This is a genomic window from Rhodohalobacter sulfatireducens, assembly GCF_022012475.1.
In the GTDB taxonomy this organism is placed as follows: Bacteria; Bacteroidota; Rhodothermia; order Balneolales; family Balneolaceae; genus Rhodohalobacter; species Rhodohalobacter sulfatireducens.
Window position 1 is genome coordinate 132,076 of the sequence record NZ_JAKLWS010000002.1, and the last position, 18,973, is coordinate 151,048.

The 18,973-nt window shown below is 43.0% G+C and carries 13 protein-coding genes; 12 read left to right on the forward strand and 1 reads right to left on the reverse strand.

Going from position 1 to position 18,973, the window contains the following annotated elements:
• Positions 1–33 precede the first annotated feature (33 nt).
• The 12 genes from L6773_RS02750 (at position 34) to L6773_RS02805 (ending at position 16,841) form a co-directional block, all read left to right on the forward strand.
• Complete coding sequence (locus L6773_RS02750; RefSeq protein ID WP_237852319.1) at positions 34–756, forward strand: hypothetical protein; 723 nt, start codon at positions 34–36, stop codon at positions 754–756.
• A gap of 511 nt (positions 757–1,267) precedes the next feature.
• Positions 1,268–2,617: a Gfo/Idh/MocA family protein gene (locus L6773_RS02755; RefSeq protein WP_237852320.1), complete on the forward strand. Its 1,350-nt coding sequence runs from the start codon at positions 1,268–1,270 to the stop codon at positions 2,615–2,617.
• Between the two features lie 17 nt (positions 2,618–2,634).
• Positions 2,635–3,777, forward strand: coding sequence for an amidohydrolase family protein (locus L6773_RS02760; protein ID WP_237852321.1), 1,143 nt, complete (start codon positions 2,635–2,637; stop codon positions 3,775–3,777).
• Between the two features lie 39 nt (positions 3,778–3,816).
• Entirely contained in the window at positions 3,817–5,166 is a 1,350-nt protein-coding gene (locus L6773_RS02765; protein WP_237852322.1) for a Gfo/Idh/MocA family protein, read from the forward strand.
• A gap of 40 nt (positions 5,167–5,206) precedes the next feature.
• On the forward strand, positions 5,207–6,658 hold the full coding sequence (locus L6773_RS02770; protein ID WP_237852323.1) for a Gfo/Idh/MocA family protein: 1,452 nt from the start codon (positions 5,207–5,209) through the stop codon (positions 6,656–6,658).
• Between the two features lie 93 nt (positions 6,659–6,751).
• Positions 6,752–7,921, forward strand: coding sequence for an amidohydrolase family protein (locus L6773_RS02775; RefSeq protein ID WP_237852324.1), 1,170 nt, complete (start codon positions 6,752–6,754; stop codon positions 7,919–7,921).
• Positions 7,922–7,954: 33 nt separating this feature from the next.
• Positions 7,955–9,385: a Gfo/Idh/MocA family protein gene (locus tag L6773_RS02780; protein ID WP_237852325.1), complete on the forward strand. Its 1,431-nt coding sequence runs from the start codon at positions 7,955–7,957 to the stop codon at positions 9,383–9,385.
• A gap of 27 nt (positions 9,386–9,412) precedes the next feature.
• A complete protein-coding gene (locus L6773_RS02785; RefSeq protein WP_237852326.1) occupies positions 9,413–10,591 on the forward strand; it encodes an amidohydrolase family protein in 1,179 nt (392 codons plus the stop codon).
• 74 nt (positions 10,592–10,665) lie between these two features.
• On the forward strand, positions 10,666–12,381 hold the full coding sequence (locus L6773_RS02790; protein WP_237852327.1) for a GMC oxidoreductase: 1,716 nt from the start codon (positions 10,666–10,668) through the stop codon (positions 12,379–12,381).
• Between the two features lie 310 nt (positions 12,382–12,691).
• Positions 12,692–13,990, forward strand: a complete 1,299-nt coding sequence (locus tag L6773_RS02795; RefSeq protein ID WP_237852328.1) for an efflux RND transporter periplasmic adaptor subunit — start codon at positions 12,692–12,694, stop codon at positions 13,988–13,990.
• Positions 13,991–14,041: 51 nt separating this feature from the next.
• On the forward strand, positions 14,042–15,376 hold the full coding sequence (locus L6773_RS02800; protein ID WP_237852329.1) for an ABC transporter permease: 1,335 nt from the start codon (positions 14,042–14,044) through the stop codon (positions 15,374–15,376).
• Positions 15,369–16,841 carry a TolC family protein gene (locus tag L6773_RS02805; RefSeq protein WP_237852330.1) on the forward strand — a complete coding sequence of 491 codons (1,473 nt, stop codon included), beginning with the start codon at positions 15,369–15,371 and terminating at the stop codon, positions 16,839–16,841. The genes L6773_RS02800 and L6773_RS02805 overlap by 8 nt, the downstream gene beginning before the upstream one ends.
• Before the next feature lie 31 nt (positions 16,842–16,872).
• Here the strand turns inward: L6773_RS02805 and L6773_RS02810 are convergent, their stop codons facing one another.
• Positions 16,873–18,918: a CehA/McbA family metallohydrolase gene (locus L6773_RS02810; RefSeq protein WP_237852331.1), complete on the reverse strand. Its 2,046-nt coding sequence runs from the start codon at positions 18,916–18,918 to the stop codon at positions 16,873–16,875.
• Positions 18,919–18,973 lie beyond the last annotated feature (55 nt).

Consider the following 18,973-nt stretch of genomic DNA (forward strand, 5'->3'; position numbering starts at 1 on the left):
AGGTATCGCCAAGAAATAAGAGAGCTTTCTATTATGAATATCACCGAAATAGATATTCTCAGGGTTAATAATCTCACCAAAAAAAGCACGAATATGATTAAAGGAGTTTCTCCCCTGTTGCTATTTCTGATTTGTGGATGCAGTTTACTTCGATCCTATAATGAACGAACGTTCAGATTTAATTACGATGGTGATGATTACGAAATTGTGAGTAAAGTACAGGGAGAAGAGGTTTTGGAGAATGTGCTGCTGAGGCACAGTGATAGCGGAGAAGTTGTTTTAGAAGCAATTGACGAAAATTCAGATGGAGAACTAGATGAATTACGTCTTGGGGGGGTAACACTAACTGAAGCTAATAGAATATACTACATTGGAATTGAGCAGGCATTGGAGAGTGGTAATCTCGATTCCAAAAACGATTTAAGATTATTTGAGTTTAGTGACTCAAATCAAACCTATAAAATTGAAACGGTAGGTTACAATGATTATACATCTCGAAGAAGAATGGTATACGGTTATTTGAAGGAAGTAGTTGTCTTTAATCGATTCACAATCATTCAAAATGAAGATGGTACTGAAATAGTAATGAGAGATATGGATGCAAACGGAATCCTGGACACTATCATAGCCCCTGAAAACCTAGATCTTTCGGATTACTATGACATCTACAGAGATATTCTCGACAAGGGATTGAGTAGCGATAAAATAATTATAAGAGAACAGATGTATATCGTTTTGCCTGTTGAACGTATTTAAGGAGAAGGGATATATAGAGAGTTAATCATCCTTTTGATAAGGCAAAAATTGAGTGATTAAAAATGAATCGAAAGAGCTTAAGCACACCTAATCCTTGCTATTGCATATTGATTTAAGGTTAAAGCAAATTTATTCCAAATATTCAGATAAAAAGCTTTGAAAAAGAAGATTGTTTGTAAAAAATAAAAATATGAAACATTATACCCTTTTTTTATTTGGATTTTTAAATTTTTGTACTTTCATTACTTAATGAAACAATGTATTACAACAAATTTATTAAAAAGTTAAATGCTGAAGAGGAATTCGGAGGAAGAAGGAGTGGCGGTCAATGAAAAATGAATAGTTGCGCCCAAAAGCCATCCGGGTTTTGTGATATGGTAGAATCCGGATGGCTAATTTTTACTACGGCTCCATAAAGTCTTTTAGCGGATTTGATAACAATAGGTCTTTAAGATTTTCGGGTATTCAATGATTAATCAAAACATTACAAATTAAATTAAAAGGTAATCGCATGAGCAATCAATTCGACAGAAAGGATTTTCTGAAAATTTCATCGGCAGCAATGGGAGGTGCAATGCTAACTTCTATGGGTTTATCACAAATCTCCTTTGCAAAGAAAAAAAATGTTTTGAACCAGGATAGTCCCGTTCGTCTTGGCTTTGTTGGTATAGGCGGACGCGGCCAATGGCATCTAAGTTCGGCTCTTGGAATTCCGGGTGTCCAGGTTCCGGCGATATGCGAAATCAAACCAGAGCGGTTATATACAGCTAAGCGATGGGTTGAAGAATCCGGTCAGCCAACTCCAACATTGTATGGAGCGGATGAAGATGAAACTGCTTTCAAGAAAATGTGCGAGGAAGAAGATCTTGATGCTATTATCTGCTCAACATCATGGAAATGGCACGCCCCGATTGTTCTTGCGGCTATGAATAACGATAAACATGCCGCCTGTGAAGTGCCGCTGATGCTTACTCTGGATGAAGCCTGGGAAATTATTGAAACCCACGAAAGTACGGGTAATTGGGCGAGTACTGTATTAGGTGGCTTTCCGGATGTAACTCTTTTAAATATGATTCGCCGGGGATTGCTGGGTGATATGATTCATGCTGAAGGTGGTTACATTCACGATCTTCGATTTGTGAAGCATGCCCCGGATGAGGAACCATGGAGATTATGGCATTCCATCTACAGAAACGGGAATCTCTATCCGGACCATCCGATGAGAACGATCATGCCGGCCCTGGATATTAATCATGGTGATCGAATTGACTACCTGATCTCTATGAGTTCTAAAGCTGTAATGTTGAATGACTATGCGGCCGATCAATATGGAAAAGAACATCCATATGCTACTAAAGAGATGAAGCAGGGAGATTACAATGCTTCACTGATTCGAACGGTTGACGGCAAGATGATCACCCTGAATTTCGATACGAATACTCCACACCCGAGAGGAAACTATCGCTTCCAGGGTACCAAAGGCGTCTACCTGAGAGATCGTGGTACCAATCGAATTTATGTTGAAGGACAAAGTCCGGAATCACATGAATGGGAACCGGCTGAGAAATACAGGGATGAGTATGAATCACCAATCCTGAAAAATTATGATCCACCGGAACGAGTCGTTGAAATTCGAGGCCACGGAGGCTCAAACCGACAGACTTCCATCAACTGGACAAACCTGGTTGAAGCGATCCGAAACGATACCTCACCATATATAGACACCTATGATTCCGTTACAAGTAGTGCCGTTTCAGCAGTCACGGAACAGTCGATAGCAGAAGGTTGCCGTCCGGTAGATTTTCCTGATTTTACTCGTGGAAAATGGCAAAACAGAACACCAATTCTTGCAACAGCATAGTTAAGGAGGATGATTAAATGAGTAACAGAAGAAATTTTCTAAAAAAAACAGGATTGGCAGGATTAGGACTCACCGGTTTAGGGTTTCTTGGGTCAAGTTCAACCCAGGCTAAATCAACGAAACTGACCGAAGAACAGGTTACGGGTGATCTTAGGTTGCTGGATTGGGAACCCATACCACAGCTTGTTGTGGAAGAGACGATTATCAAAAAACCGAAATTCCCGGTTATTGATATCCATAACCATTTGCGAAACCTGGACAGAACCCAGGAGTATCTCGACGTAATGGATGAAGTAGGAGTTTGGAAAGTTGTGAGTTTGGATGGAAGATCTGAAGACGGCTTTTACAAAGAGCACCTGGAAGTCTCAAACAGTGTGGGCGAAGATCGATTCATCATATTCTACCGGGTAGATTACAGTAGAATTGATGAACCTAATTATGGTGAGGATGAAGCAGACAGGCTTGAGCAAGCAGTTGAAGCGGGACTTCGGGGAATTAAGGTGTCTAAATCACTTGGATTACGCTACAGGGACGCGAGCGGAGAATTGATTCGAGTGGATGACGAACGTCTTGATCCTGTTTGGGCGAGGGCCGGTGAATTAGGTATTCCTGTTTTGATGCACATCTCAGATCCAAAAGCATTTTTCACCCCGATTGACCGGTACAACGAGCGTTACGATGAATTGGGTGCACATCCGGACTGGGGATTTTCAGGGCCTGAATTTCCCGGGAAAGAAGAGCTGCTTCGGCAACGAAATCGTGTTTTTGAACGCCATCCGGATACAACATTCATAGCCACTCATATGGCAAACTTGCCGGAAGAGTTGGGCAGAGTATCCATGTGGTTAGAAAAATATCCGAATATGTATGTAGATATAGATGCCCGAATCAGTGAGTTGGGACGTCAGCCGTATACAGCCCGTAAGTTTATGATCAAACACCAGGACAGGGTGCTTTTTGGAACTGATACTGCTCCGAATGTTGAGGCTTACAGGGTTTATTATCGATTCCTGGAAACGGATGACGAATATATCAATGCAGATCCAAGCCACCATCGACAAGGCCGCTGGAGAATTTACGGTTTATACCTTCCGGATGATGTGTTAGAAAAAATCTACAACAAAAATGCTCTAAAAATATTCGCAGAATTCAAAGGCTAAGTCGATTTAAAAAATTCAATTAATAAATGGGATATTACTATGAGTAAAAAATTAGACAGGAAAGGTTTTTTGAAAATGTCCACTGCCGGATTGAGTACATCTGTTCTGGCCGGGATGGCCTTATCCAAACCGGTTGTTGCAAAAAATAGAACAAATCAAGGGCGGCCAATTCGTCTTGGATTTGTTGGAATCGGCGGACGTGGAACGTGGCACCTGAGTGCTGCACTTGGAATTGAGGGAGTTGAAGTACCCGCAATTTGTGAAATTCGAGCGGATCGATTGGAAAATGCAAAAAATATGGTTGAGGCGTCCGGAAGGCCTTCCCCAACTTTGTACGGGGAAGGCCCGATGGGCGAAACAGACTTTGAACGGCTTTGTGCTGAAGAGGATCTGGATGCAGTGATTTGCTCTACCTCCTGGAAATGGCACGCCCCGATAGTCCTGGCCGCCATGAACAATGATAAGCATGCAGCCTGCGAAGTACCTCTGATGCTGACCCTTGACGAAGCCTGGAGAATTGTTGAGACATATGAGAAAACGGGAAAATGGGCGAGTACTGTTTTAGGTGGTTTCCCTGATGTTACCCTTTTGAATATGATTCGTCACGGAGTTTTTGGGGAAGTTCTGCATATTGAAGACGGATACGTACATGATCTTCGATTTGTAAAAAATAATATAGAAAGAGAACCATGGAGACTCCAACATTCTATCGATCGAAACGGGAATTTGTATCCCGATCACCCCATGAGAACGATTATGCCGGCGATGGATATCAATCATGGCGACCGAATCGACTTTTTGGTTTCCATGAGCTCGAAAGCAGTGATGCTGAACCGGTATGCTGCTGAACAATTTGGAACAGACCATCCCGATGCCACCCGTACAATGAATCAAGGAGATTATAACGCTTCCCTGATTCGAACGGTGAACGGAAAAATGATTACACTCAATTTCGATACAAATACACCTCACCCGAGAGAAAGTTTCCGGCTCCAGGGAACAAAAGGTGTTTATGAAGATGGAGCAGATGTTGAAACGATCTATCTCGAAGGGCCGAGCCCGGAATCTCACGAGTGGGAATCTGCTGAGCCCTATCTCGAAGAATACGAACATCCGATGCTCAAAAATTATAATCCTCCACCTCGTGTAGGTGGTGCTATTGAAGGACACGGCCGGCGAATGGATCAAACGCCTATTAACTGGCATAATCTGATTATGGCGATTACAGAAGGCACTCAGCCCTATATCGACACCTACGATTCTGTAACAAGCAGCGCCGTCTCTGCTGTTACTGAGGCATCTGTTGCAAACAATGGGCGACCTGTAGATTTCCCTGATTTTACGAAAGGAAAATGGAAAGAAAGGACTCCAATATTTATGGAGGCCTGATTAACGTAACCCTCAACAACTAAAATGATTAAAATAGTAGATGAAAAGTAATAGAAGAGATTTTTTAAAAACGGCCGGTTTAGGTTCTCTCGGAGTATTTGGAACCGGAATTTTGGCAGGTTGTACCACACAGGAAGAGGTTGAATCCAGGCTCAGCCAGGTGAAAGAACAGGCTTCGCGCCAATATACTCAACAATTTAATATGCATGGGTATGCAGCACCGGCTCTGGATGTTGTTAGAGTGGGCATGACCGGGGTTGGAAATCGCGGATCAGGTACGGTTCGCAGGCTTGCCAGTATTGAAGGAGTGGAGATTGTTGCCGTCAATGACCTTGAAGAGGACCGCGTAAATGAGGCGATTGAATCGATCTCAGAAACCCACAGTCCAGAGGGCTATTACGACGGTGAGGATGACTGGAGACGAATGTGCGAACGGGATGATATTGATCTCATTGCAATAGCGACACCCTGGCATCTGCATACCGATCAGGCTGTATATGCCATGGAAAATGGAAAACATGTTTATACCGAACTTCCGGCTGCTCAAACCATTGAAGACTGCTGGCGATTGGTAGAAACGTCAGAACGAACACGACGACACTGTGTTCAAATGTCAGGATCCTGCCACTCGGGTGATGCAGCTTATGTATTGAATATGGTTCGAAATGGTGTTCTCGGCGAGATCGTCCACGGCGAAGGCGGGTACATCCACGATTTGATGAACCGTTACAATTTCTCCAAAACCATGTACCACAACCTGTGGCGACTGAAAGAGAATATTGATCGTCATGGAAACTTGTATCCGCAGCATGCATTGACTCCCATGGCTCAAATGATGGACCTGAATTACGGTGATCAGATGAGTTACCTGGTGTCCATGCAATCAAATGATTTTAATATGGCTCAGCGTGCCAGGGAATTGGCTGAAGAAGATGAATTTTGGGAACCGTATGTAGGGCGTGATTATCGCGGAAATATGAATTCAACCCTAATCCGTACTCATAAAGGTCGAACCATACTGATTCAACACGACGTTACAACGCCTCGTCCCGGAATTCGATTTAATTTAATCGTTGGATCTGTTGGAACATATCATGCTCGGCCCGGTCGTCTTGGATTTAGTTATGATGATGGTTGGATTCCCCAAGAGGAGTATGAAGCCCTGATGGAAGAATACACTCCCGAAATCGTAAGAAGATTTAATGAGATGCGAGAACAAGCCGTGGAAACAGGCCGCGCAGAACGCTCTTATGCAAGAGTCAATGCTACAGACTGGAGGTTAATCGACAGTTTAAGAAATGGCCTGCCGGTGGAAATGGATGTATATGATGCGGCTCTCACAAGCTCAGTAATTCCTTTAAGCGAATGGTCGGTTGCAAATAAATCCGCATCAATCGATGTACCCGATTTTACTGCCGGAGCATGGGAAACGAATGAGCGCGGAATGCGTGTGAACCTGGAATCAGGTGGCGGTACAACACGTATCCGATAGGAAAATGACGTGTTCGAGGGCATCCATATTTTTTAGAAATAATGAAAATGTGGATGCCTGTTTAATTTGAATAATATTTTTAAGGAGAAGGATATGAGCTATTCTAAATCAATACATTTGTCAACAATACTATTGCTAAGTATCACAGTACTGTTCATTCATAGTTGTTCACAAAATCAAAACCAGGATTCATACTACAGTCAAAGCGATGATTCAGGCCTGCTGGACACACTTTTATTGAAAGACTGGATGCCTGAATCGGTTCATAATGTGCCAAAAACTGAAATAACAACAGCACAATACCCGATTATTGATATGCATGCCCATGATTATGCAAAGACAGAAGAAGAATTGGAAAAACGCATTGAAATAATGGATGCTACCGGTATCGAACGGTCTTTAGTACTAACCAAAAAAACTGGTGCTGCTTTTGAATCTGTTTATGCCTTGTATTCAAAATATCCGGATAGGTTCGATGTATATTGTGGAATTGATTATACAGGGTATGAAGAGGAAGGTTGGAGCCAAAAAGCTGTCGAGCAAATTAGACGTGATGTCGAAGCTGGTTGCGAAGGTTTTGGAGAACTGCATGATAAAGGCGAGGGAATGACATCTGCTCCCGGAATGCACCCGGATGATCCAAGAATGGACTTAATATGGCAGACTGCTGCAGAAATGAATTTGCCGGTTAACCTTCATGTGGCCGAACCCATTTGGATGTACGAGCCTATGGATTCAACCAATGACGGGCTTACTCGGGCATATACATGGAGAGTTCAGAATCAGGATCAAATTGTTGGGCATGACGGGATGATTGAAATCTTAGACAGAACATTAGAGCGCCATCCCAATACAACATTTGTAGCAGCCCACCTTGCGAATACCAGTAACGATTTTTCTCTTTTAGCTAATCTTTTTGATAAGCATGAAAACTTTTATGCCGACATCTCGGCTCGATTTGCAGAGTTTTCTACGATTCCAAGGACAACAGCTGCTTTTTTTGAAAAATACCAGGATAGGATTGTGTACGGAACTGATTATGGTTTCGAGACTTTTCCGGATGATCCCTCAAAACCCTATGGCAATAACACCACTACGGAAGAAATGTTGAGGATGACATTCCGCGTTCTTGAAACTGCGGATGAACATTTCTATATGACAGATCTTGTTGGATACAAATGGCCAATGTACGGATTGGATTTAAGTGACGAGGCGTTGCAAAAAATCTATCGTGACAATGCCCTGAAGATATTGAGTAATTAACTGTATGAACTGATTGCTTCATGGATAACATAAATGAATAGCAGCAGAAGAGATTTTTTAAAAAAAGCAGGTTTAGGTTCTTTGGGTGTGGTAGGATACGGTCTTTTGGCAGGATGCAATTCACCGGAAGATGCTGAATCCACTCTTCAAAATATCCACGAGCAGGCAAACAGGCAGTATTCTCAGCAATTCAATATGCACGGATTTGCAGCACCACCACTTGAACGAATTCGGGTAGGTGCTGTAGGCCTGGGAAGCCGTGGAACCGGAAATATGAGACGATTTGCGCGAATGGAAGGGGTAGAGATAAGAGCCCTTTGTGATTTGGTGCCAGAACACGCTGAACGAGCTGCCTCCTCCATCAGCGAATATCCGTATAAGCCGGAACTATACTCAGGAAGTGAAGACGCCTGGAAAGATCTTTGTGAACGCGATGATTTGGATTTGGTTATCATTGGAACTCCCTGGAGGCTGCATACACCCATTTCGATTTATGCCATGGAAAATGGAAAACATGCTGCCTCAGAAGTGCCAATATCAGTTACTGTGGAAGAAAGCTGGCAATTAATTGAAACTGCGGAGCGAACTCAGAAACATTGCATGATGCTTTCGAACCCAAACTACGGCGATTTCCAGATGATGACTCTTGCAATGGCCAGGGAAGGATTTCTGGGCGAGATAATACATGGAGAAGGTGCATACATCCATGACCTGATGCGCTCTCACCTTTTTACTACTGATGCCTATCACAATTTATGGCGGCTCAAAGAAAATGCCAGCCGGAACGGAAATCTGTACCCTACCCACGGCCTGGGTACGATCTGCCAGGTGATGGATATTAACAACGGTGACAAGATGGATTTTCTGGTATCCGTTTCGACGAAGGATTTTATGATGAGCGAAACGGCCCAAGAGATGGCTGAGGAAAACCCCGTTTTTGAACCATTTGTTGATGCAGATTTTCGCGGAAATATGAACACTAGTATTATAAGAACTGAACAAGGCAGAACCATTGTGTTGCAACATGATGTAACATCACCGCGACCGGGTGTTCGATATGATTTGATCAGCGGTACCAAAGGAATTGCACAGGCACGCCCCGAACGATTTGCATACGATCACGATGGATGGGTCCCGGATGAAGAATACAGGGAACTCCAAGAGCGATTCAGGCCGGAAATCAGCAAACGGGTTGGAGAAATAGCCAAAGAGATGGGAGGCCACGGGGGCATCGACACTCTAATGACCTGGCGGCTTGTGGATTGCCTCAGAAATGGGATTTCCCTGGATATGTCTATTTATGATGGCGTTTTATGGAGTGTGATAGCCCCGCTGAGTGAATGGTCTGTAGCCCATAACGGCATGCCGATTAAAGTACCGGATTTCACAGCTGGTTCATGGCAGACAAATGAACCGCTAATGGATATAGAGCTCGAACTAGGTGGCAACACTCAAATTTTATAGATCTTAAATCTTATGGTTGGAATAAAGATGAATTACAATACGATGATGTACAATAAATCTCATTTTATTTTTGCGCCAATATTCTTGTTGGCTTTAGGAATCTTTTCCGGATGTGTTGAAAAAGGTGTGCAGGATGAAGTGCAATATTACACCCAAGAGGATTACGATTTAGTGAATAAATTCAATTCTCATGTTCACCTCTATACACCAGACAACACCTATATTAATAAAGCGGTTGACGATAATTTTAAATTACTCTCTTTTCTTTCATCATCACCGGGCACAACCGGCAGGATTTCAGTACCCGAACAGGAGGAAGTTGTGATGGATCAGATCGAGAATTATCCTGAGAACCTGTTTTACGCAACAACTATTTTAGATCCCTACAGTTTTAATGAGCCTGACTGGGTGGAAAACACGATTGAACATCTGAGACAGTCGTTTGAGAATGGAGCGGTTGCAGTAAAAATCAGGAAAAGTATTGGGATGGAAGTCAGAAAGCCCAATGGTGAATTTGTTACAATCGACGATCCGAAGTTTGACCCGGTCATCGATTTCATAGCTGAAAATGATAAGACATTGATTGGTCACATTGGTGAACCTAAGAATTGCTGGCTTCCTCTGGATGAAATGACCGTTGGAGGGGATCGGCAGTATTACAGTGAAAATCCTCAGTATCACATGTATCTGCATCCTGAATATCTGTCGCATGAGGAGCATATAGAGAAAGTAGAAAATATGCTGAGAAAACACCCTGATGTGCGATATGTTGGAGCCCACCTTGCCAGCCTGGAATACGATGTGGATGAACTTGCCAAAAGACTCGATATGTTTCCTAATATGGCCGTAGATATGGCTGAACGGATTTCACACTTTCAGTACCAGGCCGCAGACGACTGGGAGAAGGTTCGGAATTTTATGATCAAATATCAGGATCGGCTTATTTATGCAACGGACGATGGCATGTACGGGCCAAAACCACATTTTGGAGCCGAACTTACCGATGAATCGCAACGAACAGTTGATCAGATCAGGCAAGCTACAGAGGAAAACTACCGGCGCCACTGGAAATTTTTTACAGATGAAGGTGCTATGACAGCGCCAAAACTTCCTGAAAGAGAATTCAAAGCATTGAGGTTACCCAAAGAAGTAGTTGATAAAATTTACATAAAAAATGCTGAAAAGTGGTTTCCCGATATTCTTTGATATACTTTTACAGTCGAATAACAGTTTAATTACTACCCTCTAAAATGAATTAGAAGTAAAATCTACAGCTCTTAATGGAATATATTGGCAAGTCTCAGGATGAACGAACGTACGATGCAATTGTAATTGGTTCAGGGATGAGTGGCGGTTACGCCGCTAAAGAGCTCTGTGATAACGGTGTAAATACCTTGGTGCTTGAAAGGGGTCGACCGGTTAAACATGGAGAGTATCCAACCGCAACGAAAGATCCCTGGGAGATTGATAACGCGGGACGGCTGCCGCAGGAGATGCTTGAAAAAAATCCGATCATCGCCAAGTGCTATGCTTACGACAAAACCACCGAGCACTTTTTTGTGAAAGATGAGGAACAGCCGTACATCCAGGAAAAACCGTTCGACTGGATTCGAAGTTACCAGGAAGGTGGTAAATCCCTGGTGTGGGCTCGAGGCTGCCAGCGATGGAGTAAATACGATTTTGAAGCACCCGGCAGAGATGGATATGGAATCGAGTGGCCGATTACGTATGATGATTTAGCCCCCTGGTACTCAAAAGTTGAAAAGTTTGCCGGGTGGAGTGGAAATAAAGATGGGCTCGAACATTTTCCGGATGGTGAATTTTTACCTCCTTTTGAATTCAACTGTGTGGAAGAGCATATGAAGGAGAAGATCGAATCTGCCTTTAAAGATCGATATTTCATCCAGGGGCGTTGTGCACACCTTACAGAACTTAAAGATGTACACAGGGAACAAGGGCGAGGACAGTGCATGGCAAGGAATCTGTGTCAGCGCGGTTGTCCATACGGAGCGTATTTCAGTTCCAACTCTACGACACTACCCTGGGCAATGAAAACCGGGAACCTGACGATTCGTACACATTCAGTCGTGCATTCGATTATCTATGATAAAGACAAAAAGAAAGCGGTTGGGGTAAGAGTTGTTGATGCAAATACAAAGGAGATGTCGGAATATTATGCACGCATCATTTTTGTGAATGCAGCATGCCTTAACTCGAATATGATTTTACTGAACAGCAAATCAGAGCGATTTCCAAACGGGCTTGGCAACGACAGCGGAGTTTTGGGCCACTACATTGGCTTCCATAATTACCGTGGCAGAATGAGCGGTACTATCGATGGATTTGAAGACAAGTATTACTACGGAAGAAGGCCAACCGGTCCGTTGATTCCACCCTTCAGAAATGTTTTTGAACAAGAAAGTGATGCGGATTTCCAGGGTCGATATCATATCTCTATTGGTGCGGGGCGCTCAGGCTGGACTCGTGGAATGAGGTCTGATAAGATCGGAACTGATCTCAAGAAAGAACTCCAGGAACCCGGTGGCTGGAGAGTTGGCGGACGAATGTCCGGCGAGGTGATTCCAAGGTACGAAAATCACATACGCCTCAGTGAAACAGAGACAGATGAATGGGGTTTCCCTCAGCTGGTCTTCTCTATCGATTATGGAGAAAATGATGTGAAAATGATGGAAGATTACCTCGAAAAGGGATTGGAAATCATGGAAGCAGTGGGTGTAAAAAATATTAGGACGAGTGATAACAATCAGAATCCTGGCCTGGATATCCACGAGATGGGAGGGGTTCGAATGGGTAAAGATCCAAAGACATCAATCCTGAACAAATGGAACCAGGTTCATTCCTGCGAAAATGTATTTGTAACAGACGGTGCGTGTATGACAACTGTATCTACTCAAAATCCCTCGCTTACCTTTATGGCAATTACAGCAAGAGCAGCAAATTATGCAGTAGAGGAGATGAGTAAGGGTAACTTGTAATAAACCTCAGTTCGGGATAACAATGAATAAACTGTCGTTATTTAGGTTCTTATTTTGAATTCACGTTAATTAAGTATCGACAAAATAGCGTTTTGCTTTTAAAGGTAAGCTTATCAATTCAGCTAAAGCTCAAGAAAGAGTTATATTCGGGAGCTTATTTATAGGTAGTAACTTTGATTTATAAGAGTGGAGAGAGCTGAATAGCCAATTGTAAAATTATCATAATTCGTCACCTATCTATACAAATTCAATCCTGAAAAGATAGTAATTTCATACTTTAGTGTAAGATTATCTTAATAAGGCTTTCGGCATGGAATTTAAGAAAAAATACCTGTATCCAATTGGTTTACTGTTGGCTATGTTCATCATCTGGCTAACAATAGGCTCTGAATCATCTGATGAGAATGTAATCTATACAGAACCGATCGTAGGCTATTTTGAAGTAACGATAACATCAAGCGGCGAGCTCCAGGCTCAAAATTCAACGAGTATTAGTGCCCCGGAAAATATGAGGCAGTTTCGGATCAACAATGTTCCGATTCTTAATTTAGTGCCGGAAGGTACAGTTGTAGAAAAGGGAGAATTTGTTGCGGAACTGGACCGTTCAAGTCTCTCCAACACACTTCAAGATGCCCAGTTGAGTTTGGAAGAGGAGGAAACACAGCTTGAGCAGGCTAAACTTGATTCAACACTTACCCTTTCCGCAGCGAGAAATAATATAGTAGATCTTGAATATTCAGCCGAACAGGCCAAGCTCGTGGTTGAGCAATCTCAATATGAATCCCCGGCAGTACAGCGCCAGGCTCAAATTGAATATGAACAGTCAGAACGCCGATTACAACAGGCACGGGAGAACTATCAAACACAGGTAAAGCAGGCTGAAGCCAATGTAAGAGGAAGAGAGACCGAAGTTCAGGAAGAGAGAAATGATGTGCAGCGAATCCAGGAGATTATGAATCAATTTACCATCTATGCTCCCGAAAATGGGATGGTGATTTATAAGCGAAATCGTGACGGCTCAAAAGTAAAAGTGGGGAGTTCTATCAGTGCTTGGGATCCTACAGTGGCAGAATTGCCCGATTTCAGTATTATGGAGTCGTTGACATACATCAACGAGGTTGATATACAGAAAGTGAGAACAGGTCAGCGAGTAGATCTTGGCTTGGACGCCATGCCTGAAAAACAGTTGACAGGCCAGGTGACAAGTGTGGCAAATATTGGGGAGCAGCGGCCAAACTCAAACTCAAAAGTGTTCCAGGTGACGATTCGCGTAAATGAAGCCGACAGTACACTTCGTCCGTCAATGACCACAAGCAACACCATTCATATTAGTTCAGTTGACAGCGCTCTTTACGTCCCCCTGGAAACCATTCATGCATATAATGATATGGATGTTGTTTTTAAGAGAGAGGGGCAAAGTACAGTGATGCAGCAAATTGTAATGGGGATTATGAATGAAAATGATGTGGTTATTCACGAGGGGGTTGACTTGTCCGATCAGCTTTATCTTTCGCTTCCGGTTGATACAACAGGTATTGAGCGCAGATATCTGCCATCGGAGATTTTATTAGAGTACGAGACTCCTGAAGAGATTGCACAGCAAGAGTAAACAGGTATTCTCTTTTGAATATTTTGACACGAAACTTCAAAACGGATTCTTTTGCTTAAAAAGTTAATCTACAACTTTGATATAGCCCTTGAGGCCATCAAGCAGAATACCATGAGATCTTTTCTGACCTCGTTGGGTATAATTTTTGGGGTGGCTTCGGTAATCGCAATGTTGGCCATCGGACGAGGAGCCCAGCAGGAAGTGCTGCAACAGATGCAACTATTGGGCACAAATAATGTGATTGTTGAACCGGTTGTTCGGCAGGTTGAGGGAGAAGTGCAACAGGTTGATGGTGTTGCTCAGGAAGAGAACCGTTACTCGCCCGGCCTAACTCTCGAAGATATGCAGAGTATCGTGCAGAATATTTCAAATATTGAATCGGTGAGCCCCGAGATTGTATTTGATACAGAGTTTATTCGCAACGGAAGACTTCGATCCGGCAAGCTGATTGGTGTTAGCCAGGAGTATTTTGACATCAACAGCTTTACGTTTGCTGCAGGTGGTACATTTTCTGATATTCAGGTGAGGGATTCGGAACCGGTTTGCATTATTGGATCTGATATTGAGAACCGGTTTTTTGCCGGTGAGAAAGCGCTGGGGCAAAAGATTAAGGCCGGCGATATTTGGTTTACGGTTGTTGGCGTGCTGGAAAAGAGAGAGATCAGTACAGAGAATATCGAGAACCTCGGCATACGTAACTACAATCTGGATATTTATACTCCGGCTACAACGGTTCTCCTCAGGTACAAGAACAGGGGGATGTTAACAGGGCAGGATATTCAATCGGCAGCTGCAAACAATGGGGCGGAGAATACAACAACCATAGGCCAGAACTATCACCAGTTAGACAAGTTGATAGTAAGGGTGAGTGACAATCGTTACAGTGTGCCCATTTCAGATATTATTCGCCGTATGCTCACGCGCAGGCACAACGGTGTGATTGATTTTGAAGTGATTGTACCCGAATTATTACTTCAACAGGAGCGGCGAACCCAGAGTATTTTCAATATCGTGCTGTCTTCTATTGCATCCATTTCGTTGATTGTGGGCGGGATTGGAATCATGAATATTATGCTGGCATCTGTGGTTGAAAGGATTCGGGAGATTGGCGTTCGAAGAGCGGTCGGTGCGCTTAAGCAGGATATAAAATTCCAGTTTCTAACAGAGGCACTGGCGATCTCTATTACGGGTGGAATTATTGGAATCATATTGGGGATCGCTTTCAGTTACCTGATAGAAATAACGGCAGGTATTCAGACCATTGTTACGATTTTATCCATTTTCATCTCATTTGGCGTAGCCATGAGCATTGGCGTGATATTCGGTTATTTCCCTGCGAAACGGGCGGCAGAGCAAGATCCGGTTAAATCTCTTCATCATGAATAACTCTTTTCAAATCATCCTGATATTATTATTGATTACCATTCTCCTGCCTGCAGGAGTAGCGGCCCAGGAGTTCGACCTTGGTACGTTGACACTTCAGGAGTCCATCGAACTTGCACAGGAAAACAGCCCGGTTGCCAGGGCTAACAGGTATTCACTCATTTCCAGCCGATGGGCGTTTGAATCGTTCAAGGCAGATCTTTATCCAAGTCTTTCACTCAGTGGGGATGCTCCGAATTTTAACAAGAGTATTTTTACAAATCGTTTGGATGATGGTACTCTTACTTTTGCTTCACAGCGCCAGTCGGATGCTTCAACATCTGTTAGTATCGATCAAAACATTTTACCATCGGGTGGTCGCCTCTCCCTTTCATCAGGCATTACCCGCCTTGGAATTTTTGCAGGAGAAAACACCTACAGATGGCAGAGTACACCGCTTGTTGTCGGGCTTCAACAGCCGATATTTCAGTTCAATAATTTAAAATGGAGAAACCGCCTCGAGCCGCTTCGTTACGAGATTGCCCAAAAGGAGTTTGTCCAGGAAATGGAATCCCTGGCAGTTCAGGTTACCGATGGTTTCTTTGATATATTCCTGGCAAGAATAAATGTGGAAAACGCAGAGTTTAACGTAGCGCGAAACGATTCAATTTACACCATTTCACAGGGACGATACCAGGTTGGGAATATAGCTGAAAACGATCTTCTTCAGACCGAATTAGCTCTGAGAAATGCAGAATCTTCACTGACCAGATCCCGGATTGAATACCAGCGAGCTCTGAACAATTTTAAGATTTTACTGGGTTATACAACAGACGTAAGCCTGAGTCTGGAAGCGCCAAATGAACTGCCGGATGTCGACGTAGATATTGAACTGGCAAAGCAGTTGGCGTACGATAATAACAGCGAAGCCCTTACCTATCGCTTTAATGAAATTATAGCGGATCGGGATTTTGCGGAGGCAAAAAATGAGGCCGGATTTTCTGCAACTCTTCTGGCTAATTATGGCTTAAATCAAACTTCTACAGATTTTAAAGACCTGTACAGCAATCCTCAAAACAGGCAATTTATTACAGTTGGTTTTAATATCCCGATATTCAATTGGGGGAAAGCGCGGGCGGAAGTCAATGCTGCCCGAAATCAACAGCGGCAGGTGGCAAACAGCATTGAGTACCAGCGGAACCAGTTTCTTCAGGAAGTGGAATACCAGGTGAGTCAATTTATTCAGCTCAAAGACCAGGTCTTGTTAGCCGCTCAATCAGATACTATTGCACAGCGGAGATATGAAGTCGCACAAAACCGGTATCTCATCGGCAGGATTGATATCACAAATCTCTTTATCGCCCAAAACGAAAAAGACGCAGCTCGGCGGGCTTACATTCAAACATTAGGTGACTATTGGATGGGGTGGTATGCACTGCGTCAGCTTACCTTGTACAACTTTCGCGAAGATGAGATGATCGCGTATTAGTGTGAGTAAAACAGAATTTGAAGAAGACTAATTACATTCTGCCAATTTGATCAAGATACGCGAAATATTTTTCAAATCCTTTTCGTACATGATCAGGTGATGATTGAACCAGGTGAACCATGTTATCAGGAAGAGGAAGAACTTCCGGTTGATTATCAAAAAAGATTCCGGCTGCCTGTATAGTAACAGCTTGATCAAATCTGCCAAGTTTCTCTACTAATATTTCAAGAGATCCTTCGGATAACTCAACCAAATCTTTTGCATAGTCATAAGCTGAATTCTTTTCTCCATTCCCGTCTTCATCAAGCCAAACAGCACCGGTGGCCCCAATCACAGAAGGATTCCAATCAATAGTGTCAGGTTGATAGGGACGAGCAATCGGCCAATACGCGCTTTTTATTCCGGGGCCCCTGGCAATGGCTACCAGGAAAGAATCATGTTCATAGTTTTCGAGTGTCCAGGAACCTTCCCATTTTGTACCAGCCAAATTATTTGAGTCGATTTTTTCTGATCTGACAATTTCACCATTCCTGTATAACTCAATCACATTAGCATCAACCCAATCGGGGCCTTGTACTTTTACATGTACATTGATTGAATCATTGACAGGGGCAAGATTTCCAGGGCCATATGCTCCATTAACTGTTATTTCCGTAAAGAGTCCCATCCCAACAGATATATTTCCCTGAACTATCTTTTCTGTAATTTCTTCGATATTTATGCTCGAAGGGTCTTCATCCGGATATTGAATGAACGTTCTGGCCTGGCCCACGATATATCGATTCACATCATGAGCATCACTGCTACCCACCGGAGTTACATGATAGCCCCGGTTTGTCATCGAAAACCAATCCCTAAAAAGCTGCATCATATCCGATTGGTGCGCTCCGGAGTTGACCACTTCCATCGCGTTAAATTGAGGATATAGTCCCTCTCGGAAATTACCCGTTAGCGCATTGAAATGTTCTTGATTCAGAGGTGTAAATCCGCCATGATTATCGCGCCCGTGGTTTAAAATCACAACCGATACATCAGGGGTATCATAGATATCAGTGAATAACGAGTTCCAATCTTCAATTTGAGATTCGGGTGGAGTCGCTCCTTTTTCAATAGGAAAAACATTAAAATGTCCTACAGGAGTTGTTACTTCATTTCCAGTAACTGTTGTGAAATAGTCCGTCATTCTCAAGTTCGATGCAACTCCTGAATAATCAACGTGTTGATTATGCTCAGTTGCTATTGCCAGTTCAATTCCCTCGCCAGCAATGGTCAACATTCGCTCATCAGCAGTTGCATCACCATGACCGGAGTGAGTAAGGGTATGAATATGAGTATCACTGCTGATATATCCTTTTGTATCAATCTCACGCCGGATGGATAGTGTTTTGTGAAATGATTGATTGTTCTCAGTAATCGAAACCTTCGTTGAATCTAACCCATATTCCATTCCTCTACCTGCGTATATCGTATAGTTGCCCGCCGGAAGTCTAAACGTTGCAGTTCCGTTTCCGGTGTAGATCACTCCCGGTCGAACAGCAAGTGTATTATTTGATGATGCGCCGACCGTTTGGAGTGAATTGGTATTACTAACAATGGTAATTCTTGAGGGGATGAGACGTTCCGAATCTTCGTCATTGACATCTATTCTAATACTTCCCGCATTTAGAGTTCTACTCAAAGGTTGTTGATATATATTGATGTTGCCAACCAAGATATCATCAGGTACCCGGTTTGCCTGATGGATGACAAGCTCATTTTCACCATTTTTTAGAGTTCCGGCAGGAATTGGGAAATAAACGGTTAGATCATTTTCGTTCAGGTGCAAATTGCTCAAATGAGAATTGTTCAGGTCAATTTGCCAGTTTTGTTTTACATTCAGCTGCCGAACCTGAAGTGTAAATTCTGTTTGATTCTTTTCTGCACTGAATTGAATTTGAAGCTCCTCTTGATCTGCATTTGGTGGGAATTCACTCCATTCACGAGTGTCGGTTGTTCGCAGATGATGCAGATCCGAATCTAATTGAATTACATTTTTTTGAGCAACGAGAGTTGGAACCATTAAGATGAGAGAAATCAAGCTCAAAATCAGAGTTTCCAGAAAGAGAGAATTGACAGATGGGCTGTTTTTAAAT